Origin of the sequence: Sphingobium soli, assembly GCF_020782245.1 — a bacterium.
GTDB lineage: Bacteria > Pseudomonadota > Alphaproteobacteria > Sphingomonadales > Sphingomonadaceae > Sphingobium > Sphingobium soli.
Window position 1 is genome coordinate 315,397 of sequence record NZ_JAJGNP010000003.1, and the last position, 26,966, is coordinate 342,362.

At 65.6% G+C, this 26,966-nt stretch carries 28 protein-coding genes, 1 tRNA gene and 1 pseudogene; 10 read left to right on the forward strand and 20 right to left on the reverse strand.

The window, feature by feature from the left end; translation table 11 throughout:
• Positions 1-35: 35 nt before the first annotated feature.
• From LL253_RS06265 to LL253_RS06340, 16 genes are all read right to left on the reverse strand, one after another.
• On the reverse strand, positions 36-455 hold the full coding sequence (locus LL253_RS06265; RefSeq protein WP_228226583.1) for a CopG family ribbon-helix-helix protein: 420 nt from the start codon (positions 453-455) through the stop codon (positions 36-38).
• Positions 452-2,482: a conjugal transfer protein TraG gene (locus LL253_RS06270; RefSeq protein WP_228226584.1), complete on the reverse strand. Its 2,031-nt coding sequence runs from the start codon at positions 2,480-2,482 to the stop codon at positions 452-454. Before LL253_RS06270 ends, LL253_RS06265 begins: the two co-directional genes overlap by 4 nt.
• Before the next feature lie 235 nt (positions 2,483-2,717).
• A complete protein-coding gene (locus LL253_RS06275) occupies positions 2,718-4,448 on the reverse strand; it encodes a relaxase/mobilization nuclease domain-containing protein (protein ID WP_228226585.1) in 1,731 nt (576 codons plus the stop codon).
• Positions 4,449-4,707: 259 nt separating this feature from the next.
• Entirely contained in the window at positions 4,708-5,610 is a 903-nt protein-coding gene (locus LL253_RS06280) for a lytic transglycosylase domain-containing protein (RefSeq protein ID WP_228226586.1), read from the reverse strand.
• A gap of 3 nt (positions 5,611-5,613) precedes the next feature.
• Positions 5,614-5,946 (reverse strand): DUF736 domain-containing protein, encoded by a 333-nt coding sequence (locus LL253_RS06285; protein WP_228226587.1) that lies wholly within the window; start codon positions 5,944-5,946, stop codon positions 5,614-5,616.
• Positions 5,927-6,505: a S26 family signal peptidase gene (locus tag LL253_RS06290; protein WP_228226588.1), complete on the reverse strand. Its 579-nt coding sequence runs from the start codon at positions 6,503-6,505 to the stop codon at positions 5,927-5,929. The genes LL253_RS06285 and LL253_RS06290 overlap by 20 nt, the downstream gene beginning before the upstream one ends.
• Positions 6,502-7,023, reverse strand: a complete 522-nt coding sequence (locus LL253_RS06295; RefSeq protein ID WP_228226589.1) for a DUF2840 domain-containing protein — start codon at positions 7,021-7,023, stop codon at positions 6,502-6,504. Before LL253_RS06295 ends, LL253_RS06290 begins: the two co-directional genes overlap by 4 nt.
• Positions 7,020-7,769 carry a DNA-methyltransferase gene (locus LL253_RS06300; RefSeq protein WP_228226590.1) on the reverse strand — a complete coding sequence of 250 codons (750 nt, stop codon included), beginning with the start codon at positions 7,767-7,769 and terminating at the stop codon, positions 7,020-7,022. Before LL253_RS06300 ends, LL253_RS06295 begins: the two co-directional genes overlap by 4 nt.
• 238 nt (positions 7,770-8,007) lie before the next feature.
• Positions 8,008-8,901 (reverse strand): replication initiator protein A, encoded by an 894-nt coding sequence (locus LL253_RS06305; RefSeq protein ID WP_228226591.1) that lies wholly within the window; start codon positions 8,899-8,901, stop codon positions 8,008-8,010.
• 6 nt (positions 8,902-8,907) lie between these two features.
• Positions 8,908-9,174 carry a helix-turn-helix transcriptional regulator gene (locus LL253_RS06310; RefSeq protein WP_228226592.1) on the reverse strand — a complete coding sequence of 89 codons (267 nt, stop codon included), beginning with the start codon at positions 9,172-9,174 and terminating at the stop codon, positions 8,908-8,910.
• Between the two features lie 120 nt (positions 9,175-9,294).
• Positions 9,295-10,071 (reverse strand): DUF2285 domain-containing protein, encoded by a 777-nt coding sequence (locus LL253_RS06315; RefSeq protein WP_228226593.1) that lies wholly within the window; start codon positions 10,069-10,071, stop codon positions 9,295-9,297.
• 159 nt (positions 10,072-10,230) lie between these two features.
• Positions 10,231-10,494, reverse strand: a complete 264-nt coding sequence (locus LL253_RS06320) for a DNA -binding domain-containing protein (RefSeq protein WP_228226594.1) — start codon at positions 10,492-10,494, stop codon at positions 10,231-10,233.
• Positions 10,495-10,633: 139 nt separating this feature from the next.
• Complete coding sequence (locus tag LL253_RS06325) at positions 10,634-10,885, reverse strand: helix-turn-helix domain-containing protein (RefSeq protein ID WP_066549555.1); 252 nt, start codon at positions 10,883-10,885, stop codon at positions 10,634-10,636.
• A 246-nt stretch (positions 10,886-11,131) separates the two neighbouring features.
• Positions 11,132-11,977 (reverse strand): DUF932 domain-containing protein, encoded by an 846-nt coding sequence (locus LL253_RS06330; RefSeq protein ID WP_228226595.1) that lies wholly within the window; start codon positions 11,975-11,977, stop codon positions 11,132-11,134.
• 322 nt (positions 11,978-12,299) lie between these two features.
• Entirely contained in the window at positions 12,300-12,683 is a 384-nt protein-coding gene (locus LL253_RS06335) for an A1S_2505 family phage non-structural protein (protein WP_228226596.1), read from the reverse strand.
• 148 nt (positions 12,684-12,831) lie between these two features.
• Positions 12,832-13,050: a DUF736 family protein gene (locus LL253_RS06340; protein ID WP_266100885.1), complete on the reverse strand. Its 219-nt coding sequence runs from the start codon at positions 13,048-13,050 to the stop codon at positions 12,832-12,834.
• 678 nt (positions 13,051-13,728) lie between these two features.
• On the opposite strand from LL253_RS06340, the gene LL253_RS06345 reads away from it, so the two are divergent.
• The 3 genes and pseudogenes from LL253_RS06345 to LL253_RS19765 all read left to right on the forward strand — a co-directional run bounded on the left by LL253_RS06345 (position 13,729) and on the right by LL253_RS19765 (position 14,290).
• Positions 13,729-14,007 (forward strand): ribbon-helix-helix domain-containing protein, encoded by a 279-nt coding sequence (locus tag LL253_RS06345; RefSeq protein WP_228226597.1) that lies wholly within the window; start codon positions 13,729-13,731, stop codon positions 14,005-14,007.
• Positions 14,008-14,009: 2 nt separating this feature from the next.
• Positions 14,010-14,108, forward strand: a pseudogene (locus tag LL253_RS06350) (type II toxin-antitoxin system RelE/ParE family toxin); the annotation flags it as partial.
• A 59-nt stretch (positions 14,109-14,167) separates the two neighbouring features.
• Entirely contained in the window at positions 14,168-14,290 is a 123-nt protein-coding gene (locus LL253_RS19765; RefSeq protein ID WP_266100886.1) for a hypothetical protein, read from the forward strand.
• Positions 14,291-14,435: 145 nt separating this feature from the next.
• Here LL253_RS19765 and LL253_RS06355 read toward each other — a convergent pair whose 3' ends face one another.
• Entirely contained in the window at positions 14,436-14,660 is a 225-nt protein-coding gene (locus tag LL253_RS06355) for a hypothetical protein (protein WP_228226598.1), read from the reverse strand.
• Between the two features lie 105 nt (positions 14,661-14,765).
• Complete coding sequence (locus LL253_RS06360; RefSeq protein ID WP_228226599.1) at positions 14,766-16,910, reverse strand: ParB/RepB/Spo0J family partition protein; 2,145 nt, start codon at positions 16,908-16,910, stop codon at positions 14,766-14,768.
• A gap of 736 nt (positions 16,911-17,646) precedes the next feature.
• On the opposite strand from LL253_RS06360, the gene LL253_RS06365 reads away from it, so the two are divergent.
• From LL253_RS06365 to LL253_RS06380, 4 genes are all read left to right on the forward strand, one after another.
• Positions 17,647-18,018 carry a type II toxin-antitoxin system RelE/ParE family toxin gene (locus tag LL253_RS06365; protein WP_228226600.1) on the forward strand — a complete coding sequence of 124 codons (372 nt, stop codon included), beginning with the start codon at positions 17,647-17,649 and terminating at the stop codon, positions 18,016-18,018.
• Positions 18,015-18,410 carry an XRE family transcriptional regulator gene (locus tag LL253_RS06370; RefSeq protein WP_456115071.1) on the forward strand — a complete coding sequence of 132 codons (396 nt, stop codon included), beginning with the start codon at positions 18,015-18,017 and terminating at the stop codon, positions 18,408-18,410. The genes LL253_RS06365 and LL253_RS06370 overlap by 4 nt, the downstream gene beginning before the upstream one ends.
• Positions 18,411-18,483: 73 nt before the next feature.
• The gene (locus LL253_RS06375) at positions 18,484-19,881 is read left to right on the forward strand and encodes an SIR2 family protein (protein WP_228226601.1); all 1,398 of its coding nucleotides are present in this window, start codon (positions 18,484-18,486) and stop codon (positions 19,879-19,881) included.
• 325 nt (positions 19,882-20,206) lie between these two features.
• A complete protein-coding gene (locus LL253_RS06380) occupies positions 20,207-21,868 on the forward strand; it encodes an ATP-binding protein (RefSeq protein WP_228226602.1) in 1,662 nt (553 codons plus the stop codon).
• A 71-nt stretch (positions 21,869-21,939) separates the two neighbouring features.
• On the opposite strand, the gene LL253_RS06385 is transcribed toward LL253_RS06380, so the two are convergent.
• The gene (locus tag LL253_RS06385; protein ID WP_228226603.1) at positions 21,940-22,284 is read right to left on the reverse strand and encodes a DUF2958 domain-containing protein; all 345 of its coding nucleotides are present in this window, start codon (positions 22,282-22,284) and stop codon (positions 21,940-21,942) included.
• A gap of 494 nt (positions 22,285-22,778) precedes the next feature.
• Positions 22,779-22,853, reverse strand: a tRNA-Gly gene (locus LL253_RS06390).
• A gap of 325 nt (positions 22,854-23,178) precedes the next feature.
• On the opposite strand from LL253_RS06390, the gene paoA reads away from it, so the two are divergent.
• From paoA to paoC, 3 genes are read left to right on the forward strand one after another with little or no spacing between them, the layout of a single operon-like run.
• Positions 23,179-23,811, forward strand: a complete 633-nt coding sequence (gene paoA, locus LL253_RS06395; protein WP_228226604.1) for an aldehyde dehydrogenase iron-sulfur subunit PaoA — start codon at positions 23,179-23,181, stop codon at positions 23,809-23,811.
• A complete protein-coding gene (locus LL253_RS06400) occupies positions 23,808-24,764 on the forward strand; it encodes an FAD binding domain-containing protein (protein WP_228221068.1) in 957 nt (318 codons plus the stop codon). Before paoA ends, LL253_RS06400 begins: the two co-directional genes overlap by 4 nt.
• A complete protein-coding gene (paoC, locus tag LL253_RS06405; protein ID WP_228226605.1) occupies positions 24,761-26,965 on the forward strand; it encodes an aldehyde oxidoreductase molybdenum-binding subunit PaoC in 2,205 nt (734 codons plus the stop codon). The genes LL253_RS06400 and paoC overlap by 4 nt, the downstream gene beginning before the upstream one ends.
• Position 26,966: the final 1 nt, after the last annotated feature.

Genomic DNA, 26,966 nt, shown 5'->3' on the forward strand with positions numbered 1-26,966 from the left:
TCTGGCGTAGAGAGACAAGAACTGGCGTAGTCGGCTCAGTCTTCTTGGGAGCCAAAGTCCTCGCCGATTTCTTGTCTGACCTTCGGGCCTTTCGCGAGTCGGCGGCCCAGCGCCTCCATGAAGGCGTCGTAGCGGTCGTTCCCCAAGCGGCGCATCGCCGCCCGCTCGCTCTCGGGCGGCGGCGGGATGTTCGACAACCAGAAGCGCACGAACAGCGCGATCATCTCGAGGCTGATGCCGACATCGCGCTCCAGCCGGGTGATGCGCCGGTCCAGCTTGTCGAGCCGCTTGGCGATGGCGGCCTCGCGCTGCTCATCGGCGTCGGGTGACAGGAAGGATGCGATGGCCGCCTCGGCGATCAGCGAGCGGGACTTATCCCTCCGATCGGCATAGGCGGCGAGCGCCCGCATCAGTTCGGGATCGAGATAGACAGATAGCGGCGTCTTGGTGGTCATAGCTCGATGCCATCATCGGGATCGAGCGACGCCTGCCGGGCCACGCGCTGCATCTGGCGGCGCACCGCCGCCTGCCGCGCCGCGTCGCTGTCGGGATCGGGCTCGTCCAGCTCGAACTCGTTCGTGGGCGCTGGCCGGGGCGTCGGCGCAATATCGATATGACGCTCCAGCGCTGGCTCGCGGCGCAGGTCCGCATTGTCGGCATCGTCCTCGGCATCCGCCTTTTTGGCGGCCTTTTTCTTCTTTGGTTTCTTCGGCGCTTCATGCTCGATCGGTTCGGGCATCGGCGGCGCCTCGATCGGCGCCAGGCCGCTCCAGTCGTCGGGGCGCGGCGGGCCGCCTCCGACATTGCTGTCGGGCGGCGACATCACCCGCTGCGTGAACCGCCTATCTTTGAAGTAGCGGACCTTCTTCGCGCGGATCGGCGGGATGCCCGCGACCATGACGATCTCGTCGTCGGGTGGGAGCTGCATGATTTCGCCGGGGGTAAGAAGCTGGCGGGCGGTTTCGGAACGCGACACCATCAAATGCCCGAGCCAGGGGCTCAACCTGTGCCCTGCGTAGTTCTTCATCGCCCGCATCTCAGTCGCTGTGCCGAGCGCATCCGAAATGCGCTTGGCCGTGCGCTCGTCGTTGGTGGCGAACGACACACGCACATGGCAATTGTCGAGGATCGCGTTGTTCGGCCCGTAAGCCTTCTCGATCTGGTTGAGACTCTGGGCGATGAGGAAACTCTGGATGCCGTAGCCGGCCATGAACGCCAGCGCGCTCTCGAAGAAGTCGAGCCGGCCGAGCGCGGGGAACTCGTCGAGCATGAGCAGCAGCCAGTGGCGCGACTGCCGCGCCTTCAAGTCCTCGGTCAGCCGGCGCCCGATCTGGTTGAGGATGAGGCGGATGAGCGGCTTGGTGCGCGAAATGTCGCTGGGCGGCACGACGAGGTAGAGCGTCACCGGAAGTTCGCCCTCGACCAGATCCTTGATGCGCCATTCACAGGTGCGCGTGACCTGCGCGACCACGGGATCGCGATAGAGGCCGAGGAACGACATGGCGGTCGAGAGCACGCCCGATCGTTCATTGGCCGATTTGTTGAGCAGCTCGCGCGCGGCCGAGGCGACGACGGGATGCACGCCCGCCTCGCCCAGATGCGGCGTCGTCATCATCGCCCATAGCGTGCTCTCGATCGGACGGCGCGGGTCTGACAGGAACGCGGCGACGCCCGCCAGCGTCTTGTCGGCCTCCGCGTAGAGGACATGCAGGATCGTGCCGACCAGCAAGGCATGGGATGTCTTTTCCCAATGATTGCGCTTTTCGAGCGAGCCTTCCGGGTCCACCAGCACGTCGGCGACGTTCTGCACGTCGCGCACTTCCCAGGCGCCCTTGCGAATTTCGAGCAGGGGGTTGTAGGCGGCGGACGCGGCGTTGGTCGGATCGAACAGCAGCACGCGCGCGTGCTGGGCGCGAAAGCCGGCGGTGAGCTGCCAGTTCTCGCCTTTGATGTCATGCACGATCGCCGAGCCCGGCCAGGTGAGCAGCGTCGGCACCACGAGGCCGACCCCTTTGCCGCTCCGCGTCGGCGCGAAGCACAGCACATGCTCGGGACCGTCGTGGCGCAGATAGTCGCGCCCGAGCCGACCGAGCATGACGCCGCTGTCGCCCGTCAGCCCGGCGGCGGCGATCTCCCCGCGCGTCGCCCAGCGTGCCGAGCCATAGGTCTCGGCGTTCTTCAGCTCGCGCGCACGCCAGACCGACATGCCGATGGCGACGACGATCGCGGCGAACCCGCCCGACACGGCGATGAACGCGCCGGTCTGGAATATCTCCGGCGCATAGGCGTCGAAGGAGAACCACCACCAGAAGAAGGCCGGCGGCGGATAGACCGGCCAATCGCCGAGCATGAACCACGGCGACCCAAGCTCGGGCTGATAGGCGAGCGCCGCGGCCGTCCATTGCGTCGCGGTCCACAGGGCGGCGAGGACGATCAGGAAGACCGCGAAGACCTGACCCCAAAGGATTTTGGTTGCCGACATGGCATCGAAGTCGATGCGTGCCGAACACCAAATCAAGTCACTGTTATTATGAAGGAAAGTCTAGCGTAGAAAGACAGGGAGTAGCGTAGTTTGGACTGTTATATTTCTGAGCGTGATCGACGTTATTGGGAGAATATTCATGCGATAGCCGGATCACGGCCCGACTCTCTGCGCGCTCGGGGTCAATGACGATGCGCCGCGCCATCGGGATGTATGCGGCGCGGGGCGATCTGCCCTACAGGCCCAGCCCCCGGGCGCGCCCGAACGACCAATCGACGCCGCCGCCCGCGCGCATGACGCCGGAGATGTGCTTGCCGATCTGGTGGTCGAGCGAGGGGGACCAAGGCACGAGCTGGAAGCTCAGGCCGTTGTCGATCATGGCGAAACGGCCCGAGGCAAGCGTGATGCGCTGGCGCACGGTGCCCGCGACATACTCCCCGGCCTTGGACGGCGCGTGCGGCAGGCCGATCTCGGCGGACAAGTCCTTGGCGGCCGCGTCCAGCTCGCGCCGGCGGAGCGTGTCGAGCAAGTTGCGCGCGAAGATGATGCGCTGGCCTTGCCGACGCGCGAGTCCCTCGTCGGCGAGATGCTCGGCGCGGGCCTCCATCGCGGCGCGCACCTCGGTCCCGAAGCCGCCGCCGAGATCATGGCCGTCGCTCGACAGGTTGCGCCGGTCGAGCCAGGTCGCCCCCGGCGCGCGGACCTGCGCCTCGATGTCCATGTCGGAGCGCACCGCCAGCGCCACCCGCTGCCGGCCTTTCCGATCCTCGAAGCGGCGCAGCTCAACGATCGCGCCGGGCCGGCAATCGCCGGTCGCCTCGATGTCGGGAAGCTGGACATGGTGGGTGCGGCCGTCGATCCCGTCCACGATCGCATAGGCTTTGCCGGTCAGCTCGTCATGCAGGCCGCGATCGACGAGCCTGCCGACAACGGGCTGAGCCGGATCGGCGTCGAGGACGTAGCTGCCGGCGCCCCGGTCGATGCCGCGGTCGCTCATCGCCTTGTGCATCCGCTTGATGATGTCGTCGCGCTCGCCCAGCTCGCGCAAGGCGGCCTGGGCGTTATCCGCCAGCGTCCATTGGCCGGGTGCGATCTCGCTGGCGAGGCTGAGCCGCTCCAGCTTGCGCAGCCGTCCCATCCTCAGCACATGGTCGCCGTCGGGCCGGACGCCGGGCTCGGGCGCCGTGTCGATCAGCCCGTTGCGCTGCATGGTCCGCGAAAGGTCGCGGTCGATCTCGGTCCAGCGTTCGGCCTCGACCTGCCGCTCCAGCGATTGCCGGATTTCGAGGTCGGTGCGCGGGCCGAGTTCCTGGGTGACGATCTCGCGCGCCTGCGCCCGCATCCCCTCGCGGATATAGTCGCGCGAGATGACGAGGTTCTGCCCGTCCTCGGCGACGCCGCGCACGATGATGTGGACGTGCGGGTTGTCGGTGTTCCAATGCTCGACCGCGCGCCAGTCCAGGTGGGTGCCAAGATCCTTTTCCATCCGCGTCATCAGCTCGCGGGTGAAGCCCTTGAGGTCGCGCATCTGCTCGGCGTCCTCGGGCGAGACGATGAACCGGAAATGGTGGCGATCGTCCTCGCAGCGCGCCGCAAGCTCGTGGCGGTCGAGGCCATCCGCCTCCGCGCCGAACAGCACACCCTTTTCGCCGTCGCGGGTGACGCCATCGCGTTGCAGGTAATTGAGGTGAGCGGCGAGCGAGGCGCGGCCGCCGTGCCGGACGACGCGCGCCTTTACGACGACCTGGCGCGATCGGTGCCCGAGCCGGTGGGTCGCGCGCACGCTCGCCACGCGGCCCCGGCCGAAGGTCGAGCGGCCCGGCGCGATGATCCGGCCCTGCCGCGAGACATGGCCGCCCGCCCTCTGCGCAGCGGCGAGCGCCTGGTTGATGATCGGCAGCGCCCGCTGGCTGCCCCGCGAGCGGATGCGGCCAGGCCGGATGCGGAAATCGTCGTCGAGGCTCATGGCGCGACAGGCCGCAATGTGCGGCGAACCCTGATGGCGGCAGGCTTTGGCCCTGCGCCGCACAGTGCGGGATTTCCGCACACATTGCGCAGCAATGCCCGAAAGCCTTGAGAATCAAGGCCACAACCGAGGCGCAGGGGCTCCGCACATTGCCGCCCTTTATCTTGCCCTCGACCTTCCCCCTTCAGAAAGACAGCACTGCTCCCTTCCGGCGTTGCGAAAGCCTGCGCCGAAACCCGCCAGAGCGCGCGAGAGCCGCTCATGGCGGTGAGCGGCCGGAAAGCGGGACGAACAGGCTGTTGGAAGGCGGGGCAGCATCGGCCAGCACAAGCCCGGTGCGGGCGTCGGCCGGTCGTTCCGGCTGCACCTCGGATGCCGTGCGATCGGCGGATAGCGGCGCTGGCGAAACCGCGCCCGGCCGCACCGCGAATAGCGCGGCGCGGCGCCATACGAACGGATCGGATGGCGGCGCGGTGGCAAACTGAGTGTCGTCCGAACCACCCGTGATCGACGCCAGCTTTGCGAGATAGGCGCGCGTCTCGGCGGGCAGCGGCCGACCACGCGACAGGTGTTCGTCGTAGCGGCCCGGCCCCGCATTGTAGGAGGCCAGCATCGCCGTCACGTTGCCGTAGCGGTCGTGCATCTTGCGCAGATAGGCCGCGCCCGCCATGATGTTGTCGCGCGGATCGAACGGGTCGGACCCGAGGCGATGGCGCGCGCGCAGCCCCGCCCAGGTGCCGGGCATGATCTGCATGAGGCCCATCGCCCCGGCCGTCGAGACAGCGCGAACATCGCCGTTGCTCTCGACGCGCATGACGGCCCATATCCAGCGCTCGGGGATGCCGAAGCGCCGGGCCGCGTCGGAGACATGGGCGGCATAGGGATGGCGCGCGGCCGATCGCTCGGGCGGCGCGTCCTGCGCCAGCGCGGCGACGGGCGCAGCGCCCGGCGTGAGCAGCAGCAGGACCGCGAGCAGGACGGCCGACCCGCCCCCGCTCCGCCGCCAGCCGGCCAGCGTGCTCGCTGCTGTAAAGGGTGCGCGCGATGCGCCGGCCGGGGGCCGCCCTTGACCTTCGCTGCGCGCGCCGGCCGGCCTGCGACCGAGCGGGACGGAGGGATGATGCGGCCTTTCCGCGAACAGAGGGATGATCGGGAAAGGCACCGATCAGCTCCGATCGTCGCGCGGCCGGGGGCGTTTCCACGACAGCCGGAACGTCCGCCCATTGTCATCGGCGCGGAACAGCACCGGCCGGAACGCCGCCGGGAAAAGCGGGCTGTCGATCTCCAGCGCGATATAGTCGCCCGCGCGTTCGCCGACCCGTTTCCACGCACCGCCGACGTCGGGGCCGTCCTCGTCGTCGAGGTGAACGCGGTAGTCGGGCGCGTTTTCGGCGTCGCTCGGATCGAGCGCGACAAGCACGATTTGCTCGTTGATGCCGAACAGCCGAACGCGGCCGGCATAGCCGTCGGCGGTGGATTCAAAGATGTTGGTTTGCATGGCCGATCTCCTTGGCTTCGGGGGTTGAAGGAGTTGGGGACGGCGCGCGCAGCCAGAGCGGCGTGGCGCGTCCGATGACGGCGGAGGCCGGCAGCGGGCCGAAATAGCGGCCGTCCAGACTGTCGGGATGGGCGGGATTGAGCAGCAGCAGCTCGCCCGATTGGAGCGTGCGGCACCCCTGCCAGACCGGCAGCGGTCGGCCCTGACCGTCGCGCGTGCGGGCGATGGCGACGCGCCGGGCATCGACGCTCACCATGACGCCGGCACGGCAAACCCGCTGCCCGGCCTTCGCCGCGACATGCTTCAGCAGCGGCACGCCTTCGGGCAGATAGCCGCGCGCCGAAAGCCAGCGGGCAAGCCGTTCGGGCGGCGTGATGGCGACCAGCGCGCCGATGGCGGGATCGCTCTCGGGATGGATGCGGTAGAGCCCGATCGGCGCGCTCGCGCTGGCGTTCCAGATGACGCGCGGGACCGGATCGGCGACGGCGATGGCGACGAAGGCCGCGGCGAAGGCGGACGCGGCGATGGCCGTCGCCATGACAGAGCGGCGGCGCGTCATCCCTCGATCTCCCGGCGCTTGAGCCAGGCGTGATGGCGCTCGGTCGTGTAGAGGCGCGGCTGCTGGCCGGCGGCGATGCGGTTGTGGACGTGCCGCCAATGGTCGGCCGCCGCGTCGCAGGGATCGACGCCGGCCGCTTCCACCGCGTCGATCGCGGCAAGCACTTGGCTAACCTTCGGCCAACCTTCGATCTTGAGCAGGATGTCGCCGCCCGGCCGCACGAACGGCAGCGTCGTGTATGGCTCGTTGGCTGCGACCGCGCGCACCACGTCGATGCGCGAGACGATCGTTCCGAAGTCGTTGGCCGCCCAGCGCACGAACGCGAAGACGGCGCCCGGACGGAAGCCGACGACGCGGGTGCGGCGGGTCAGGATGCGGTCCTGGGCGATGCGGCCGAAGCGTATCCAGTGCTCCAGCTTCTTCTCGATCCAGGTCAGCTCGACATGGGTGAGGCCGTCGCGGGCGAGCGCGCTGAACGCGCCGCCGCCGCGCACGGCGGGGGGCCGGTCGTCGATCATCTTTCGTCTCCGGGCTGGTCGAAAAAGGGAAACAGGGCGGCGAGCCGCGCTTGCGCTCGCGACGCCATCAAGGGGTCGATCTCACAGCCCACATAGACGCGGCCGATCATCGTGGCGGCCTCACCCGCCGCGCCCGATCCAGCGAAGAAATCGCCGATGGTTCCGCCTGGCGGGCAGGATGTGCGGATCAGGACTTCCAGCAGTCCGATCGGCTTTTCGGTCGGATGGATGCCGCCGCGAGGGCTTTTCGCGTCGATGACGGATTTCATGATCCGCATCCCGTCATCGTGATATTCGTGGGCGCCGATCCTGCCAGCGTGCCCAACGCGATCGGGTCGCTGTCTCCTTACCGATTTGCTCTTGTGCAGCGCTGGGACACGCTGGACATCATTGTAGATGTCACTCCATTTGGCGTCCCGGCGATAGAACTGGACCACGTGTTCGTGGACGCGCTTGAAGCGGTCTGCGGCCATCCCGCTGCCGTTCGGTTTCCGCCAGACGATCTCCTGGGCATATTTCAGGCCGGCGTCTTCGAAGCGGGGCGTGTCCGCCATGAAGTAGCGCAGCGAACCAAACACCCACAGCGATCCGGTCGGCTTGAGGCACTGCACGGACAGGCGATGCCAGGCTTCGACCCGGCGATCCCATTTGAGTGCCGTGTCGCCATAGGGCGGATCGGCGAGGATCATGTCGAAGGGCGCGTGCTCGGGCATGAGCTGGCGGCAGTCGCCGACGAGGATCGTCATGGCGTCCGCCTCCCGCCCCGATCGGCCGAACGGCGGACGCGATCTGCGAGACCCGGCTCGAAATCCACGACGCGCGATCGCGTTAGCAAGAATCCGAAGGATTCTTTTCTATTAGCACTGTTAGAGGGGGCGCGATTCCGCGAGGATTTCTGCGGGTTTGCGAGGCCCGTCCGTTCCCGAAAGTCCGTGTCGCGCGTTCCCGATCGTCCGAATCCGGGCGTTCCCGATAGTCCGAACCTCATGGCCAGTTCTCCACAGGCTTGAGGCCGACGCGGCGCATGGCGGCGTCGAGCGGATCTTGCGCGACGGGCGTGAAATTCAGCCGGTCGCGGCCGAGCGCATGTTCGAGCGTGAGGACGTAGCCGGGAAGCGGTTGGCGCGCGACGATGGCGCGCAGCTCGAACGCGAAACGGCGCAGCGGCGAGAGCACGCCGGACTTGAGGTAAAGGTGCGGAACGTCGAAGCTCCAGCCGCCCTGCTGGCGGCCCCCATGCTTGCGCACGATGCGGTAGAGCCAGCGTTCGAGCCCGCCAGTCAGGTCGAAATAGGCGCGGTCGATGGTCAGCACGAGCGCGCGGTCGAGCACGCCGGCATAGAACCAGTCGGGCAGGATCAACTCGATGCCGAGCGCGCGGCCGTTGCCGTCCGCCAGCTCGCGCCATTCGTTGATCCATGAGAAACGATGGCGGCGACGCTGATGCTCTTGCCGGATCGACGTGGCGACGGTGGTGGATTGCAGCCGGTCGAGCGCCGCTTTCAGCCGCTCATAGCTCGCCTTGCCGGTGCCGCGCCGGGTGAAGGCCAATATCTCGTGCGGCGTCGTCACCATGAGGCGCGAGGTCGGCCGTCCGGCGTCGCGCGCCTCGATGAGCTGGCTCGCTGCCCAGATCAGCACGTCGGCGTCCCAAATAGTCGCCATGCCATGCTCGGGCACGGCCTCGACCGAGATCCATGTCGCGCCCATGCGGAAGTCGATGGGCGCGGTGCGGCGGGCTTTGGCGAGGCTGAAGAACGGCCAGGCCATCAAGTCCTGCGCGTCGCGGGCCGCAAGGTCGCCGGGGACCGAGCGGAACAGCTCAAGCTGCGTGCGCTCGGCGCTCGACCGGCCGGAAAGGGGGCGTGCGGTGGGCATCGGTGCTCAGCGGCGCACGCAGTCGGTGGGCAGGCGCTTGGCGGGATGGACCACGCCGTTGCCCGGATCGGACGTGGAACGGCGCGTGCCGAGGGCGGCCCAGGCGTCGAGATCGGCGATCGCATAGACGATGCGGCCGCCAAGGCGGCGGAACACCGGGCCGGTGCCGAAGCAGCGATGCTTCTCCAGCGTGCGGGCCGAGAGACCAAGGTGGATCGCCGCGTCGGGCGTCTTGAGATAGCGTGGCGTTGTGGCGGCGACAGGCTCGGCCATGATGATCCTCCGGGTGGCGGCCGGCCCCGGAAAAGAGGTCCGGCGGACAAGAGGGAATTGTGGCGAAATGCCCCCTATGCGGAGAAGGGGACGCCGGAGACAGGGCTCTGAATGTCCCCCTCAGCCGCCGCGCAGCAACCGGATGTAGCCGCCGTCACGCAATTCGACGGCTTCCTTGATCCAGCGTCTGATGCACTTGCGTTGCTTGCTCTCAATCCATTCGGTGGGGGTGTAGCGGCGGACCATGGGATGGATCAGCGAGGCGGCCAGCTCGCGCTGGCTGGCGCCCGCGTGAAGGCCGTCGAGCACTTGCAGCAGGGTGAGGAGATGTTCGCGCCGGAAGGGCGGCGGGCGCAGCGCCGGCGGGCCGGCCGCCATGCCGCTGAGGCGTCGGTACAGGCGCTCGGCCGATGCCAGGCGCGCGAAGGGGTCGGGCTCGACCGGCACCATCAAAGCCATCGGGCGGTGACATGATCCGCACACGCATAGATGCTCGTCGCCATCGGGATCGGCGAGGATAACGTGCAGGACGTCGCCCATCCTGATCCGGGCGCGAACATCGCCGAGCGCCGCCAAGTCGAGCGGGCTGGCGCCGATGCCGGCGATCGCGGGCGCGAGGATGATGCTGGCCGGCGAAAGGTCCGGGCGCGCGACCGCCAGCTTGCGGTCGAAGGCCGCGCCGGGCGCGGCGTGGTAGCTGATCCCCCAGCGATCCACCAGGGCGGCGGTCGCATCGTCGGCGGAGATCGCGCCCCGTTTCACGCGGCCGAGCGCGCGGCGGTATTCGGCGCGATAGCGAGCGTTGCGGCCGAGATAGCCGATGGCGATGTCCGTATATTGCAGCGCGTCGTCCCCGGTCTCGTCCAGGGGCGCGCGCCAGTCCCTCTCAGGCGGCATCGTAACCCTCCCAAGCATGGCCCTCTGCGGGGCGCGTTGGAAGATTTTCTCACCGCCGCCGTTGCCGAGAAGCCCTGCCGGGCAGGCGGCCGCATAGCGGATTCATATCAGCATCTTGAAAGGATTATCGGCGCCGCCGCGCGTATCTTGGTGCCGTTCTCAGTTCGGTGGCGGGCGCAAATAATGCCGATAGCCGGTCTCGGTCATCCAGCGGGCGCGGGCGAGATGCGAGTCATAGACGGAGCGGGCGCGTTCCGGTTCGGCGGCAGGGTCGATCCCGAAGATGATGCGAACGGCTTCGCGCCAGTCGGCATTTTCGTCGGCCGCATCGAGCAGTCGCCAATAGGTGCGATGATGGCGCTCGTCATAGGCGGTGACATAGTTCGCGTCCGGGGCGCGATCCTCGAAAGCGGCTATCGCCATCGCCTTGTTCCGCTTTCAGCCATAGCCCCCTGCGCCTGCTGATTCATGGTCTATACACCATAATGGACCGAAGTAATCGCACCGTCTTTGCTATGGCCGTCTGATGCTATGCGAACAGTTGGACCCGCGCCGTTGCCGGTTACTTGCGCTGTTCGGGACTTGAATCCGTCACGAGCAGCACGCCTCGGCCGCGATCCGAATCGAGGAAGACGATCCCGGCCGCCTCCAGCGCTTTCATCACCTGATGCCGAGTATTGTCGTTCACGGGCTTATAACTCTCCGATTCCAGCCGCTTGAGTGCGGTCAGAGCAATGATGGCCTTCTCGGCGAGCGTCTCCTGTGTCCAGCCGAGAAGTGCGCGAGCGGCCCGCACCTGGCGGGAAGTGATCATGCAAGATCACCTCCACAACCTTCGGGTCATTCGCTACGAAAACGACTATTATAGTCGTCTTAGGGGAATGGGAATATCCCAATCGCGAGCCGGGCGAACGCCCGGCGAGCGCGACCCTTCCGGCGGCCGCGCGGACCATCGGGACACGCGGCCGCCGCCGATCCGGGGGCGGGTCGGCGGCGTTCTGCGATGTCGGAAAAGGCAAGCCGCAGGGCCGGACGGTCCAGCCCTGCGGCGCGCGAAGGGTCAACCCGCCTTGAGGCGCTGCATCCCCTCGGCCAGCGTCCAGAGCGCGCGATTGAGCGTCACATTCTGGTCGATGCTGTTGATCGGACGCGAACGGCTGCGGCGGATACGGCCCTCGGCATTGCGCTTGCGGCCATGCAGTCCGCCCCGAATGACGTTCTCCTGAATGACGTTGAACGTGGTCCACAGGCTATCGCCCCGATCCTCGTAGCGGCGCGGCTCGATGATCTGCTCCGGGGTGAGCGGGCTTTCATCCTCGCCATAGCGGGCGACAAGGCTGACCTCGCCAAGCAAGCGCTGCTCATCCTCGGACAGCCGAACCCCCTTCATCGTCTCGCTGGCGTCGATCAGCCGGGGGAAGTCCTCGGCAACCGTGTAAACGCCCTCGATAATGTCGTGCTCGATATTGCCCTTGTGCGGCACGCGCACCTCCTCGAACCGCTCGCCCGCGATCATGCTGTTGGTGCAGACGAACCGCAGCATACCCGCGAATAGCTGGAACGCGGACGTGCCGTCATGCGAATTGACGATGATCGCCTCGGCGGCCTCGGGCTTGCCGATGCCGTCCTCCCGGCGCAGGCGCAGCATATGCTTGGCGTGGCCGTGGCGGTTGCCGTCGCGGGGAACGGACTGCACGGCGAAGAACGGGAACCATCCTTCCCGGCGCAATCCTTCCACGATATCGATGGTGGGGACATAGACATACCGCTCGGAACGGCTGTCGTGCGCCTCGCGGGCGAAGATGGACGGGACGTGGCGATAAAGCGCCTCGTTGTCGAGCGGCTCATAACCGCCGATCTGATGGCTGTTGCGGCCGAACCGGGTAGCAAGGTGATGGATGCTCATGGGTCTTTCCTTTCCTTGGGTCTGGGTTTCCGCGCAGCGGAGCGCCGCGCTGAAACCCTGCCCGTCGGCGAGACCGGGGGTGCAACCGGAGTGGGCGGCTTCGCGGGGAACCGGCTGCACGGAACGCGAAGCGTGGAGGAAGCTGGGCGGAAGCCGCTCCGAAGGGCGCTGGGGGCGGAGCCCCAAGCCTCCCGCCGCGTCCCGCGCGGCGGATTGCCGATCAATGCGCCATCCTTCCCCAAGGGAGGGGGATAGACGACGCGACCGCCGGGATACCGGCGCGGCCGCAAGGCCGTTTACCTCGTCCGCCGTTCCGGGCGCGTCAGTTCGGGCGTGCGGCAAGCACCGCGCGGAAAACATCGGGCAAGCGGACGTTCGCGGGCGCATTGGCGAACATGGGGGCGATCTGGTCGGGCCGGAATCCGGCCAGGCCGCAGCCGATCGGCGTCAGCTCGAACGACAAGTCGGGATGTAGCCGGGCATATTGGAGGAAGCCTCCGACATATCCACGTATCTCGCCGAGATGGAGCGGCCTCAGTTGTGCATCCTTGGTCGGAATAGCGTAGGCGTTGCCTTGCCGTCCGACGCCCCGACCATAGATCGCGCCGCGATGCCGCCGCGCCCATAAGGCGGCGCCCTTGCCGTGACGGCCGGCGAGGTTCGATCCGAAGACAAAAACCGGAAGTGTGGTGGAATGGCTGTGCATCGTCGCGCTCCTTTCGGACGATCGGAAGAGGAGCGCCCCGCCCATGTCGGGCGGGGCGCGGCGGGTCAGTCGGAGACCAGCTCGTAGATGCCGGGGGTCGTCTCGTTCTTGAACAGCCGGAGATAGACCGGCGTGCCGCCGAGAAGGGTCAGCTTGAACGAGACGTAAGGGCGATTCTCCTTGCTGATCTTCGCCCAGGCGGCGCCGTAGTCGATCCATCGTCGTCGGCCGGATGGATGCGGAAGTCGGGGGCCTTGTCGTTGTCCTTGCCCTCGACCCGGCGCAGTTCGACCTGCTCGCGCACGCCGAAGGAGCGGATTTCGCCGGTGTAGCCGCGATCGGAGTTGGTGAAGGTTCCGCGGATCATGTCGTCAGTCCTTTCTTGCTTCGGGACCGCGCCTATCGCGGCCTCGATGGCTGTCGATCGGACGGGGGACGACCGGCCCGCACCCGAAGGGCGGAACGAAGTGGCTGGCGGCGGCGGGCGGTTTTTTTGGCTTCGCGATGCAAAGCCGGCATGGTCGGCGGCGAAAAAAAATCGCCCGCCGCCGTTGCGGGGAGACGGGCGGGCTTCGGCCAGACAAGCCTTTCGAGAGGCCGCGTGGGCGGCGGTGCCGTGCAAAAACATGGGCCTGACGAGATGGTCGGAGGGGCGTTGCCGCCTGCCGGCCGTGGCAGCGCCGGCGATGGTTCGGTGCCCAAGGCGGGACGGGCGGGTTTCGACCGGGCGAGCCGCAAGGGCGACGTGGCCCCGGCTTTCGCGGCGTTGCGGCCGATGCAGAGGAGCGCGGCGCTGCCATACGGAAGATCGGCGGGCGGGGCGCCCCTTACGTTTCGGACAGGTCCCGGCCCGGCCTGTGCGATGCCGGTCGAGCGTGGTCTCGGGACCGGGACGCTGGCGAATAGGGGCTAGCTGCGCTGGCCGGCGCAGCGCATCGCCCGACATGGGCGGGGCGCTCCCGCCCTCTGGTCGCGTGAGCTGCGGCGAGCGACCTTGAAGGATAGTGCGGATAGGATTAAATCATATCCGTAAAGGAGCCCATACATGCGGACGACTCAACAGTTCAGCGTGACGCTGCCGAACGACATGGCGGCGCAGGTCCGCGCCAAGGTGGCGTCGGGCGAATATGCCAGCGAAAGCGAAGTGATCCGCGACCGGCTGCGCGCGCTCCAGGCGCGGGACCGGGCTGTCGAGCAATGGCTGCGCAACGAGGTCGTTCCCGCCTATGACGCCTACAAGGCCGATCCTTCGCGCGGGATTCCGCTCGAAGACGTGCGCGCCGGCCTGGCCGAACGCCACAAGGGGGTCGCCAAGCGCGGCTGAACGTGGGACATTCCATCGTCCTCACGCCGGAAGCGCGTGACCATCTCGATGCCATTTACGACCATATCGCCGCTGCCGCGTCGCCGGATATTGCGCAGCGTTTCACCGATGGCATCGTCGGCCATATCGGCAAGCTGACCGATTTCCCCATCGCGGCACGATGCGCGACGATCTGCGGCCGGGCTTGCGGACGACGGCCTGGCGCCGCCGCGTCACCATCGCCTTCGCGGTGGAAGACACGGCGGTCGTCGTAGTCGGTTTTCTATGGCGGCCGGGATTTTGAGAGCCTGCTGACCGAGGATTGATAGAATCGCGAGCCGGGCCATGCCCGGCGAGCGCCGATCATCCTCATGACAGAGCGGCCGCGCCCGGTGAGGGGCCCGGCCACGATTTTTCGCAGGCTGTGTAAGGGAAGCCGCAGGCGTCGATCAGCGGTGCGCCTCCCGCCAGCGCCGCGCCGCCGCCGCGTTGAACAAGGGACGGCCCGCACAGGCGCGATGCTCGGCTATGAAGGCGGTGCAATGGTCCAGAACATAATCGTGGACGATGGTGCGATCCTCGGAAAAGTCGTTGATCGGCTCACCATACCGCACACAGCAGAATATTCCGGGCTGGTTGTTGCGGCGGGCAATGACACGGAAGCGGCGACGCATGATGGAGCCTCCTTGCGGGGTGCGGCATCGCGCGGGACAGGGCTGCGCGACACCGGAACAAAAGGAAGGCCGGGACCGCTCGCGCGGCCCCGGCCTCTTGCCGTGCTACTCGGCGGCAACCGAGTAGGCGGCGTCCTCGTCCACCGGCTCACGGTCGGCGTCCGCCTCGGGTTCGGTCGGCTGCTCCACCGCCTCGACCTCCACGGCCTCGCCGTCCTGCGCTCCGGTATCGGGGGCCTCCGCTTCGGACGGCTGCGCGATCCTTTCGGCGTCCTCCGTCTCGACGGGTTCGGCCTCCGGCTCCGGCGTTCGCAGCACGGCGGGAAGCCAGCCCTTCCCGGCAAGACGCTGCTCGGCGGCTTCGGCCATGTCCGGCTTCTTCTTGTCCGCGATACGGCGGGCCGCATCCTCCGACACCCCTTCGGCCACGGCCTCAAGGATATGCGCCTTGGTGACACGGCCAAGGTAGCTGTCCACGGTCGGCGTCCAGTCCTTCGCCATGTCCAGCGCCAGCGCGGTCGCCAGCCTGTCCGCCGTTTGCAGCGTCCGGGGCTTGCGATCCCACGGCAGGCGCAGGGCGTTGACGGTGCGGGACGCGCAATGCGCCAGCAACGCCAACCGCTGCTCATCGCCCAGCGCGACGATGAAGCCCCACAGGTCGGCCGCGTCACGCGGCATCCGCTCGGCCCATGCGTCATGCGCCTCGCTCGCCCGCGCCGCCAGCGGCGTATCCTCGATCCCCGCCGCATGACCGCCAAGCGGGGTCACGGTCGGACGGATTTCAAGGCAACCGGCCTCGGCGTAGCTGTAGAACAGTTGCGCGGTCAGCGTATGGGTCACGGCGATCAACGCAACGCCGGGCTGCTCGCCAAGCGCCACGCGAAGGGCCAGCGTCCGGTGGGCGGACAGGTCGCGAATGAGGCTGTCGGAAATGGGCTTGCCCGGTTCCTCGTCCTCATCCTCGAAATCCTGAACGTCCTCGTCGCCGTCCTCGGCCTGCGCGACGTCTCCGGCCTCCGGGTCGATGGCGTCGGCCTCGTCCTCGGGCTGCGGATCGGCCAGCGCCTCGTCCTCGGGACGGACGAAACCCCGCTCGATCCTGACCGTGCCGTCATGGTGAAGCACGACGAACACCCCGCCATGCGCGATCACGTTGGCATCGTAGGCGTAACGCTTGGCTGAAATGGCGTCGATCTCATCGGACACCGCTTCCAGCTTCGCCGCCACGTCCTCGGGCATTTCGTCATAGGACGAATAGCTTTCGGCAAGCTCGTCATGCTCGGTGGACAGGGCATCAAGCCGGGCCTCGTCCTCGTCAGACAGGTCCACGGCCTGCGGATAGAAGCGCCGCATACCGTGGGCATGGGGATAGTCGATATGGGCCTCAACCCACTTCCACCCCTCTGCCTGCACTCCGTCCGCGATCTCGCGCAGCTTCTCGACGGCAAGCATGTCGAGCAAACCGGCATCCTCGAAGAAACCGCCTCGATCCTCGCTGAACAGGTCGCGGATGATGTTGCCGCCCGCTTCGATATAGGCGTCGGCTCCGACGAACACGGCACGGCGATCATCGGCGGGCACGTTGTTGGCGGTCATGTCGCGCCGAATGATCCACGGCTCCCGGTTGTGATGCAGGTTCTCGAATACCTGCTCCTGCCGGGCGTGCTCCTCGGTGATGGCAAAGGCCATAAGCTGATCCAAGGTCAGCCCGTCCTCGCGATAGACCTGTAACAGCTTCGGACTCACAGCGCCAAGGCGAAGCCGCTGCTTCACCACACCGCCCGACACGCCGAACCGCGCGCCGATTTCCTCCGCGCCCCATCCCTTGCCGTCCGCAAGCTCACGGAACCGCTCGAACTGATCGGCGGGGTGCATCGGGGTCCGGGTCACGTTCTCGTCCAGACTGATCTCGGACGGGTCGTTCTCGGTGTCGAGACGGCAGCGAACCGGGTGGTTCCTCCTGATCTGCTTGCGCTTGGCGCGCAACAGATAGGCCAGCCTGCGGCCTTCGCCAGCGGTGACGAAATAGGCGCCGGTCGGCTTGTCGCCCTTCATTTCCGGTTCGATCACAAGGTTCTGGATCAAGCCCTTATGCCCGATGGAAGCGGCCAGCGCCTCGATGGCGGCCTCTCCATGCGGCACCTTGCGGGCGTTCTTGGGGGACTTCTTGAGCTTGTTGAGGGGCACGAAAATCTCGATGCCCGACACAGGCTCGGCAGCGGTGGTTTCGATTTGAACAGTCTTGGTCATCTTCCTACTCCTTGGGTTTCCGCGCAGCGGGAAGCGCCGCGCTGAAATCCTGCCCGTCGGCGAGACCGGGGGTGCAAACGGAGGGGCGGCTTCGCGGGGAACCGGCTGCACGGAGCGAAGCGGAGGAAGCTGGGCGGAAGACGCTCCGAAGTGCGCCAGGGGCGGAGCCCCAAGCACCGCGCCGCTCGCGGCGCCACCAAGAGACGCACCCTTGCGGCGGACGGCCGGCGCGGCGGCGTGCGCGCGGGCCTGGGGGCCAGCCGTCGCCGTGCCCTCCCGCCAGAGCGAGAGTGCTGCGCTGGAGAAAATGACGCGCGACCCCTGCGCGGCGTCAGCCGCCAGAGTGCGCTCCTTAAATCCCCGCGCTCTATATCGGGGTGTTGCGGGGTGTCCCCGCTCGAAGGGGTCTGGCGAGACCCGTCCGGGGCTTGTCAGCAGGGGAAGGCTTTCCCCCTCAAAACCCTATAGGATGAGGACAGCAACAGCATAATCCGCACGCTGGAAGCGCGTTGCGAACACTGTCGGCTGTGGCTAGAAATAAAGTGCCCCGGCGGTATGCAGAGCAGGGACCACCGGGGGATACTCACTCTATAGGACTTATCGGGGCAAAAACATCAAGGGCGAAACCATCGCCGGCCCGTCGATGCTCATCTTCTCACCGAAGGGTTGCCACGCTGCCAGTGAATGGGCCAGCGCCCAACAGGCCAAACTTGACGATATAGCTTGGAGGCTATATATGGAATGGAAAGTCGCGTTCGGCGACGAGTTTGATGCGGAGTTCGAGGAATTGCCGGAAGCGGTGCAGGACGAACTGCTCGCTTCGGCCAAGCTCCTCGCCGCGTTCGGTCCACAACTGAGCCGACCGCACGCGGACACGCTGAACGACTCGTCGTTCGCGAACATGAAGGAATTGCGGTTCGATGCCGATAACGGTGTGTGGCGGGTGGCCTTCGCGTTCGACCCCGAGCGCAGGGCGATCCTCTTGGTAGCTGGTGACAAGTCCGGCGGCAGTGAAAAGCGTTTCTACAAGACGCTCATCACCAAGGCGGACAAACGCTACCAAGCGCACCTTGATCGGCTGGCGGCCGCGAAGAAGGGAAAGAAGTGATGGGCCGGAATCTAAATGATGTCGTTGCCGCGCTTCCCGAAGCGCGCCGCGCCCGTGTCGAGGCGCGCGCGCAGGAGCTGAAGGAGCAAGTGGAGAGCCTGAGCGAATTGCGCCGCGTGGCGGGCAAGGCTCAGGTCGAGATCGCTTCGGCGCTCAACGTCAAGCAGCCCTCGGTATCCAAGATCGAGAAGCAGGCCGATATGTATCTCTCGACGCTCAGGAGCTATGTCGAGGCGGTTGGTGGGCAACTCGATCTGATCGTGCGGCTGCCATCACGGGCGCCGTTGCGGATCGAGCGTTTGGGCGATGTTGCTCTCGGGGCCGCAGCCAGGTCCGGCAAGATCACCACCAAACGCCGGGCGAAGCCGAAGACGGCCGCTCGCGCAGGCTGACGATATTGGCGGCACGGAAAGGGTTTCAGATCATCAGCGTGTAAGCGTGGTGGCATGTAAGGGGGGGAGAATTATGACGGCTGTGCCGCCAGCGCCTATCGAATATCAGCTCATCGGCCTCGCCGAAGACGGCGGCGTCGGAGATTTGCTGGCGGGCCTCGATCAGAAGCAGGGGCGCGTCCGCCTTCAGGCGCTCATTTCCGAATGGCTGCGGATGGAGAATCTCGTCGTCCTGACGGGATCGGGCACGTCGGTTTCCGTCGGCGGCAAGACGATGGCCAATCTCGAAACGGCAGTATTCGCCGCGATAGAGGCGCTGCCCGACATTCCGGCCTCGATCACTCCCATTATCGAAGCCCGTAAAAACGCTGTCCTTCTTGCCGCCTTCGATGACGATGAGCCAATCGGTTTCGAGGCATGGCTCTCGTTCGTCGCCAATGCCCTGGTCGTTGTGGAATCAGCGGGCGGGCCATTTTCCGCCGTGACCTGGCCCAGCACGCCCGCGCCCAGCGTTGCCGACCTGCGCTGGTTCGGCGATCGGCTTCGCATGGCGATCTTCGCCGAATGCGCGCTTTCTCTGCCGGACATCGGGCCGGCCGCGTCCGCCGACAAGATCGCGCCGCATCTCGCGTTCCTGTCCAAGCTCGTGGCGCGGGATAGCAATCTCGGGCGCACTCATCTTTTCACGCTCAATTATGACACGCTGTTCGAGCAGGCGCTTGAATTGCTCGGCGTGCAGTATTTCGACGGGTTCACCGGGCGCGCGTCGGCGCGGTTCGATCCTTCCGTCTATGGGTTGGACATCTACTATCCCGGCGAGGTGGCGGAGGGGCGTGTCCGACGCTTCGACAAGTTTCTGCATTTCTACAAGCTGCACGGCTCGATCCACTGGTTCGAGCATGGCAATGAAATGCGCGCGCGTCACCCCGACCTTGCTCCGTTTCGGTCATACGCCGCCCTGACCCCGCAGGAGAAGGCGGGATCGCTCGTGGCTTTGGCCGGAGGCACGCCCTCGGTCGGAATCCTGCCGACCGCCAACAAATTCGCTCAAACGCTGACGATGCCCTACGCGCATCTGTTCCGGTCTTTTCAGGTCCGTCTCGGCATCCCCCAGACCTTCCTCCTCGTGCTCGGATATGGCTTTGGCGACGATCATGTCAGCCGGATCATCGAGAACGCGCTGATGAATCCGTCGCTGGTGATGCTGGTGGTCAAACCCAATCCGAACAGTGCGGTGATCGAGCGCATCCGACGATACAAGGATCTCGGCAAGCGCGCCTTCGTCCTGTGTCCGACGACGGATGCCTTCGCCGCAGCGCCGTTCAAGCACGCGACCTTTGACGATTTCGCGCGAACGGTGATGCCGGACGTGCAGTGGCTCGACGATTTCCTACGCTTGCGGCGCTTCGAGAAGCAGATTGCTTCGTCCGCGACGTTGGCCGAACCGGACGCCGAGACGACGAATGGATAATCCCCGGCTCGTCGGCCACATCGTCTCGGTTCAGGGCTTTCGGGTGAAGGTGGAGCTGCTGCCCGAGACCCGATCGGCGCTGCGCGCGACGCCGGATGGGGTCCAGGCGGCGATTGCCATCAACGCCTACCTCACATTTTCGCTGGGCGCCGGCGAAACGGTGATTGGCATCATCACCGATCTCGAAGCCCGCGAGACGTTCGATCCCGGCAGCGGCGATGATCTCAGCCTCGAACTCATGAAGCCGCGCCGCGCTGCCAGCGTGCAGTTGCTGGGGACGATCGAACATACCGATGACGAGCCCGCCTTCAGTCCGGGCATTTCCGTGCTGCCGACGCTCGATACACCGGCGGAAATCGGGTCGCCGGACATCCTGCGTGCAGTGTTCGAGATTCCGCCTCGGCTCAACAGGCCTGAAGGCTATGACGAAAAGGATTTCGACTGCGATCTGAAAATCGGTTTTCCTACCGGACAGGATCGCAATGTCGTCCGTGCGTCCTACAATGACCTGTTCTCCAGGCCCTTGGCGATCGTGGGCAATACCGGCTCGGGCAAGTCATTTTCCGTATCTAGCCTGATCCAAAAGGCGATGGCGGCGCTCGATGGCGCTGCCGAGGAACCGCACGTTTTCATCCTCGACATCAATGGGGAGTATGCCAAAGCCTTCCCGTCCGCCGAAGCGGTTCAGCGATTGCCTGATCGGGTTTATCTCAACGGGAAGGAGTTCGGCCTTCCTCTCTGGTTTCTGAATGCGGAGGAAATCTGTGCGTGGCTGAGCGCGTCGGAACAGACGCAGGAGCCGGTGCTCAAGGATTGGTGGGCAATCGCCAAAGGCGGCGATGAGATGGCTGCTGCGAGCATGAGCGCGCTTCAAAATGCGATGAGCGCGCTCGACCAGTTGCTAAGCGAACTTACAAAAGTGAAGCGAAAATTTGCCGGTTCTTACTGTGATGCCATTGTCGGACACCTCGCGGATACGGACATCGACACTGCGGCGTTTGAAGCGCTCTTTGCCACTCATCGCACTGTCGATCAGTATAATCAGGATTTGATGGCTAATCAGGCCACGATCTCGACGGAGGGGAACAAACTCAAAGATGCCATCCGCGCGCTGATTGTCAGCGGGAGCGAAACAACGGAAGCAGGCGCGCGCACGGCTGACTCTCCCCTACCAATCGCCCGCGCAACCCTCACTGATCCGTCGCTCATCAATCGCGCCGTGTCCAAGGAGGATACGTTCCGCGTGGATGCCCATCTGACGACGTTGAAGCTGCGGCTGAAAACCCGCCTCGACGATAAGCGGTGGCGTTCCTTCCTCAACTATGAGGAAGCCGATACGAAGATCGAGAAGCTGTCCTCGTGGTTCGCGCGCTTCGGACTTGGCGCTGCCACAGGGCCGAAAGTTTCGGTGCTCGACTTGTCGATGTTGAGCAACGAGGTTCTCCCCTATGCGTGCGCGGTGATCGGGCGGGTGCTGCTGGAGGCGCGTGAACGCCTGCCCGCAGCCTCGCGCTACAAGCATCCGTGGGTGCTCGTTCTCGAAGAGGCACACAATTATGCGCGCCCGGCCCGCTCAGATGAGGATCGCGGACATCGCCTCGCCCGGTTGACCTACGAGCGGATCGCCAAGGAGGGCCGCAAATTCGGCCTTTCGCTCATCATTGCCAGCCAGCGGCCGAGCGAGATCAGCCAGACTATCATCAGTCAGTGCGCCAACTTCATCAGCCATCGCCTACAAAACCCTGACGACATCGACCATTTCCGGCGCATCATTCCAATGCAGGCGCGACGGCTTCTCGATCAAGTGACGATTCTATCGTCAGGAGAAGCGATCGTGTTTGGTAGCGCCTTCCACATTCCGACGCGCGTCCAGTTCGACCGGCCGGAGCCTGGTCCCTATAGCCAGACGGCCGCGCCCTATCATGAATGGCGGAAGGAACAGAATCCCTTCCCGCTGTCGCAAGTTATCGAGGCTTGGGGTGCCTGAGCCGGAGCGTCGCGCTCCGACATTGCCCGCCGCAACGAGCGCCCCGCCCGGATGACGGGACGCTCGAACGGTCAGGTGACGATCCGGCCGACCCCACTGGCGAGGCGGGCGTAGCGGCTCAGCGGATACGCCGCCTCGAAATAGAGGTCGCGTTCGATCGGGAGCCCGAGCGGGCCGCGCAGCGCCTCGATCTCAGCAAGGCTGACCGTGCCCAGCTCGGGCTCGCCGAGGCCGGGATCGCAGAGGCCGTAGAGAATGTCGGGCTCCTGGGGATCGCACTCGCTGATGAGCCAGGTGGCGCCGGCGTCTGGCGTGAACAGCTTAACGACGGGCTTGGGATCGAACTCGGGATGCTCGATGCTCAAGCGGCCGTTGGCGATACGCTGCGCGCGGATGGTGTCGGTGATGAGCTGCATGACTGCCTCCATTCGGGAAGCCCTCCGATCGAGGGCGTGGAGGCGTTCGACCGGCGCAAGCGAGCGGCGGGGTCAGGCCCTACTCGGTCTGGTGCGGGCCGGGCTTGACCCCGACGCGGCGCCGGTCAGGCGTCCGAAACCACCTCACCGGGGAGGCCGAATGGGGGCGTCAAGCGGCAGGGTCTGAGGTGCGCGCAAAGCGACGGCGGCAACGGACATGACACCGCCGTTGAGCGCGTTGTCTCCAGGTTCCGCCCAATTGTCTCCAGCCGGCGGCACCCTTGTCTCCGGCCACGGAGATCGCCCAGAGGGGTGAAAAGGCCGCGCGGCGACACAAGCGAGCGTGAGCAACCTTCGCCAGCCAACGCTAGGGGCGGCCCATTCTTGGGGATTTTCTGGAGACAATATGGAGACAAAGGGCTTTGCCGAGGGCGTTGTCTCCAACAAAAAAGCGGCCCGAAGGCCGCTAATCTGCTGTTTTCATTGGATAAAACTGGAGCGGGCGAAGGGATTCGAACCCTCGACCCCAACCTTGGCAAGGTTGTGCTCTACCCCTGAGCTACGCCCGCTCTGGCGGCCGGAGGCTGTGTTCCTCTCGGCGGGTGGCGGCGAACTAGCAGCGGTCTGCCATGGGGGCAAGGGGAGAATTGCAGAAAAGTGAAATTATCCTCCCCTAAGGATAAAAGTCACATTAGTTCAGCAGTTTGCCGCCAGATGGGCGGCGTCCAGAAATCTGGAGCTGGATTGCGTCATGGGATCGATCGCCGTTCGCGCCGGCTTTTCACCTTACCCAAAACGCTCTATCGTCATGCCACAAGCGAAACTTTTTGACGCGGCGGATCATTTCGCGCCGCGCTTCGTAATCATCGACAGATTGAGAGGGACGGACCAGCCATGACATCCGATCATGTTACCCGCCGCGGGCTTTTCCAGGGCGGCGCAGCGCTTGCTGCGGCGGCTCCCCTTGCCACGCAGGCGAACGCCGCGCCGTCCGCTCCTGCCAAAAGAGGAACCCCGATGACGCCTGTCGAACTCACCGTGAACGGCCGGGAAGTCCATTTGCAGCTGGACCCGCGCACCAGCCTGCTGGATGCCTTGCGTGAGCATCTCAAGCTTACCGGCACCAAGAAGGGGTGCGATCATGGCCAATGTGGCGCCTGCACCGTCATCGTCGAAGGGCGACGCATCAACAGTTGCCTGACGCTCGCGGTGATGCATGACGGCGAACAAGTCACCACGATCGAGGGGCTGGGCACGCCCGAGGCCCTGCACCCGATGCAGAAGGCATTTGTCGTCCATGACGGCTACCAGTGCGGATATTGCACGCCGGGTCAGATTTGTTCGGCCGTGTCGGTGCTGGAGGAAATCAAGGCGGGCGTTCCCAGTCATGTTACCGAAAATCTTGATCGGGTCGCGTTCAGCGAGGACGAAGTGCGCGAGCGCATGAGTGGCAATATCTGCCGCTGCGCAGCCTATTCCAATATCATCGCCGCTATTAGCGATGTAGCCGGGGAGTCCAAGGCATGAAGCCTTTCACTTATGAACGCGCCAACAGCGTGGAAGCGGCTGCAAAGGCCGCAGCCTCAGTCCAGGGCGCGCGCTTCATCGCCGGTGGGACCAATTTGCTGGACCTCATGAAATTGCAGATTGAAACGCCGACCCATCTGATCGACGTCAATCGGCTCGGCCTTGACCGCATCGAAAAGACGGAAGAGGGCGGCCTGCGCATCGGCGCGCTTGTGCGCAATACCGATCTTGCGGCGGACACAACCGTGCGCCGCGATTATGGCGTGTTGAGCCGCGCGCTGGTCGCGGGCGCGTCGGGCCAGTTGCGCAACAAGGCGACGACGGCGGGCAATCTGCTCCAGCGCACCCGTTGCCCCTATTTTTACGACATCCGCATGCCCTGCAACAAGCGCAAGCCCGGCAGCGGCTGCGGCGCGCTCAAGGGCATGAGCCGCAGCCTCGCGATATTGGGCGTCAGCGATGCCTGCATCGCCCAGCATCCCAGCGACATGGCAGTGGCGATGCGCCTGCTCGATGCGCAGGTCGAGACGATGGGGGCCGATGGGACGAAACGCGCGATACCGATCGCCGATTTCCACCTGCTTCCCGGCGAAACGCCGCATAAGGAAACGGTGCTGAATGCGGGCGAGATCATCACCTCGGTGACGCTGCCCAAGCCAGTGGCAGGCACTCATGTCTATCGCAAGGTGCGTGACCGCGCCTCTTATGCCTTTGCGCTGGTTTCGGTCGCGGCGATTTTCGGCAAGGACGGAACCGCCCGGTTCGCTTTCGGCGGGATTGGCGCCAAGCCCTGGCGCACGGCGGAGGCTGACGCCGCCGCGAGCGAAGGCGCGAAGGCGGTGGCGCAGGCCGCGCTGGCCGGTGCACGGACGACCGAACATAATGATTTCAAACGACCGTTGGTCGAAAGGACGCTGGCGTCGCTTTATCGCCAGCAGGAGGCACGGGCATGAAGTTCGATACCCCGGCAGGACCGAACCCGATCGACAAGGGGCGCGTCATCGGCATTGCGCATGACCGGATTGATGGCCCGGCCAAGGTGACGGGCACGGCAGCCTATGCCTATGAACGTCACGACGCCGCGCCCAACGCCGCCTATGGCTGGATTGTCGGGTCCGCCATTGCCAAAGGCCGGATCGCCGCCATGGATCTGACCGCGGCGGAAGCGTCGCCTGGCGTCCTGGGGATCGTGACCCACGCCAACGCCGGCAAGCTGTCGAAAGGCAATATGAATACCGCGCATCTGCTGGGCGGTCCGCAGATCGAACATTATGAGCAGGCGCTGGCGCTGGTCGTTGCCGATACATTTGAAAATGCGCGCGCTGCCGCGGCCCTCGTTCGCATCGACTATGCGCCGGAAGATGGCAAATTCGATCTTGCGGCCGAGCGGCTGAACGGCGTCATTCCGCCGCAGGGCTTCGGTGGCCCGGCCGATACCAAGGCTGGCGATTTCGACGGTGCCTTTGCCAAGGCGGCGGTCAAGGTCGAACAGACCTACACCACGCCGGATCAAAGTCATGCGATGATGGAGCCCCATGCCAGCATCGCCGCCTGGAACGGCGACAAGCTGACGCTGTGGACATCGAACCAGATGATCGCCTGGAGCGTGGGCGACATGGCCAAGACATTGGGCATTCCCAAGGAGAATATCCGGTTCGTGTCGCCCTATATCGGTGGCGGCTTCGGGTCCAAATTGTTCCTGCGCGCTGATGCACTGCTGGCGGCGCTGGGCGCCCGTCAGGTGGGCCGGCCCGTCAAGGTGGCGATTGCCCGCCCGCAAATCCCCAACAATACGACGCACCGGCCAGCAACGATTCAGCGCATCCGGATTGGCGCGGACAAGGATGGCGTGATCGACGCGATCGCGCATGAAGTCTGGTCGGGCGACTTGCCGGGCGGCGGCGCGGAAACGGCGGCGCAGCAGACGCGGCTGCTCTATCGTGGCGAAAACCGCATGACCGCGCACCGCCTGGTCACGTTGAACCTGCCTGAAGGCAATGCCATGCGCGCACCGGGCGAAGCGGTCGGACTGCTCGCGCTGGAAGTCGCCATGGACGAACTGGCTGAAGCCTGCGGCGTCGATCCGGTCGAACTGCGCATCCGTAACGATGTGCAATTCGACCCCGAAGCCGGGCCGCAACGGCCATTTTCAAGCCGCAAGCTGGTGGAATGCCTGCGCGCGGGTGCGGATCGTTTTGGTTGGCAAAGGCGCAATCCCAAGCCAGGCCAGGTCCGTGACGGCCGCTGGCTCGTGGGCATGGGTATGGCATCGGCCTTCCGCAATAATCTGACGGAAAAGTCGGGCGCCCGCATCGGCGTGGACGGCAGTGGCAAGGTCATCGTCGAAACCGACATGACCGACATCGGCACCGGCAGCTACACGATCATCGCGCAGACCGCCGCAGAAATGCTGGGCGTCGATCTCGATCAGGTCACGGTCCGCCTGGGCGACAGCCGCTTCCCGGTGTCGGCCGGGTCAGGCGGCCAGTGGGGCGCCAACAGTTCCACCGCTGGCGTCTATGCCGCCGCTATGGCGCTGCGCGCCAAGCTGGCCGAAAAAGCGGGCTATGCGGCCGAGCAGGCGCAATTTGAAGATGGGCTGGTGCGGATGGGCAACCAGTCGCAGACCTTGGCGTCGCTTGCCGGCGCGCAGGGGCTGTGGGCCGAAGACAGCATGGAATATGGCGATCTCGATAAGAAATATGCGCAGGCGACGTTCGGTGCGCATTTCTGCGAGGTCGGGGTCGACATGGACACCGCCGAGGTTAGGGTGCGGCGCATGGGCGGGGCTTTTGCCTCCGGGCGTATTCTCAATCCCAAGTCGGCGCGCAGCCAGGTGATCGGCGCGATGACCATGGGCGTCGGTGCTGCGTTGATGGAAGCGTTGGACGTCGACACCCGTTTCGGCTTCTTCGTCAACCATGACATGGCCGAATATCAGGTGCCCGTGCATGCCGACATCCCGCATCAGGACGTCTTGTTCGTGGACGAACTGGACGACAAAAGTTCACCGATGAAGGCGAAGGGCGTGGGTGAACTGGGCATTTGTGGTGCGGGCGCTGCGGTGGCCAACGCAATCTACAATGCCACCGGTATCCGCCTGCGTGACTATCCGCTCACTATCGACAAATTGCTCAAGGCGCAGGCCGCCTGAA

Coding starts and splice junctions, on each gene's coding strand:
- LL253_RS06375 (WP_228226601.1), top strand. CDS start 18,484: ATGACGGCTGTGCCGCCAGCGCCTATCGAATATCAGCTCATCGGCCTC.
- LL253_RS06355 (WP_228226598.1), bottom strand. CDS start 14,660: ATGCGTCGCCGCTTCCGTGTCATTGCCCGCCGCAACAACCAGCCCGGA.
- paoA (WP_228226604.1), top strand. CDS start 23,179: ATGACATCCGATCATGTTACCCGCCGCGGGCTTTTCCAGGGCGGCGCA.
- LL253_RS06325 (WP_066549555.1), bottom strand. CDS start 10,885: ATGATCACTTCCCGCCAGGTGCGGGCCGCTCGCGCACTTCTCGGCTGG.
- LL253_RS06365 (WP_228226600.1), top strand. CDS start 17,647: ATGGAATGGAAAGTCGCGTTCGGCGACGAGTTTGATGCGGAGTTCGAG.
- LL253_RS06285 (WP_228226587.1), bottom strand. CDS start 5,946: ATGCAAACCAACATCTTTGAATCCACCGCCGACGGCTATGCCGGCCGC.
- LL253_RS06270 (WP_228226584.1), bottom strand. CDS start 2,482: ATGTCGGCAACCAAAATCCTTTGGGGTCAGGTCTTCGCGGTCTTCCTG.
- LL253_RS06275 (WP_228226585.1), bottom strand. CDS start 4,448: ATGAGCCTCGACGACGATTTCCGCATCCGGCCTGGCCGCATCCGCTCG.
- LL253_RS06330 (WP_228226595.1), bottom strand. CDS start 11,977: ATGAGCATCCATCACCTTGCTACCCGGTTCGGCCGCAACAGCCATCAG.
- LL253_RS06345 (WP_228226597.1), top strand. CDS start 13,729: ATGCGGACGACTCAACAGTTCAGCGTGACGCTGCCGAACGACATGGCG.
- LL253_RS06295 (WP_228226589.1), bottom strand. CDS start 7,023: ATGATCGACGACCGGCCCCCCGCCGTGCGCGGCGGCGGCGCGTTCAGC.
- LL253_RS06310 (WP_228226592.1), bottom strand. CDS start 9,174: ATGGCCGAGCCTGTCGCCGCCACAACGCCACGCTATCTCAAGACGCCC.
- LL253_RS06340 (WP_266100885.1), bottom strand. CDS start 13,050: ATGATCCGCGGAACCTTCACCAACTCCGATCGCGGCTACACCGGCGAA.
- paoC (WP_228226605.1), top strand. CDS start 24,761: ATGAAGTTCGATACCCCGGCAGGACCGAACCCGATCGACAAGGGGCGC.
- LL253_RS06400 (WP_228221068.1), top strand. CDS start 23,808: ATGAAGCCTTTCACTTATGAACGCGCCAACAGCGTGGAAGCGGCTGCA.
- LL253_RS19765 (WP_266100886.1), top strand. CDS start 14,168: ATGCGCGACGATCTGCGGCCGGGCTTGCGGACGACGGCCTGGCGCCGC.
- LL253_RS06290 (WP_228226588.1), bottom strand. CDS start 6,505: ATGACGCGCCGCCGCTCTGTCATGGCGACGGCCATCGCCGCGTCCGCC.
- LL253_RS06305 (WP_228226591.1), bottom strand. CDS start 8,901: ATGCCCACCGCACGCCCCCTTTCCGGCCGGTCGAGCGCCGAGCGCACG.
- LL253_RS06265 (WP_228226583.1), bottom strand. CDS start 455: ATGACCACCAAGACGCCGCTATCTGTCTATCTCGATCCCGAACTGATG.
- LL253_RS06315 (WP_228226593.1), bottom strand. CDS start 10,071: ATGCCGCCTGAGAGGGACTGGCGCGCGCCCCTGGACGAGACCGGGGAC.
- LL253_RS06320 (WP_228226594.1), bottom strand. CDS start 10,494: ATGGCGATAGCCGCTTTCGAGGATCGCGCCCCGGACGCGAACTATGTC.
- LL253_RS06360 (WP_228226599.1), bottom strand. CDS start 16,910: ATGACCAAGACTGTTCAAATCGAAACCACCGCTGCCGAGCCTGTGTCG.
- LL253_RS06385 (WP_228226603.1), bottom strand. CDS start 22,284: ATGCAGCTCATCACCGACACCATCCGCGCGCAGCGTATCGCCAACGGC.
- LL253_RS06335 (WP_228226596.1), bottom strand. CDS start 12,683: ATGCACAGCCATTCCACCACACTTCCGGTTTTTGTCTTCGGATCGAAC.
- LL253_RS06300 (WP_228226590.1), bottom strand. CDS start 7,769: ATGACGATCCTCGTCGGCGACTGCCGCCAGCTCATGCCCGAGCACGCG.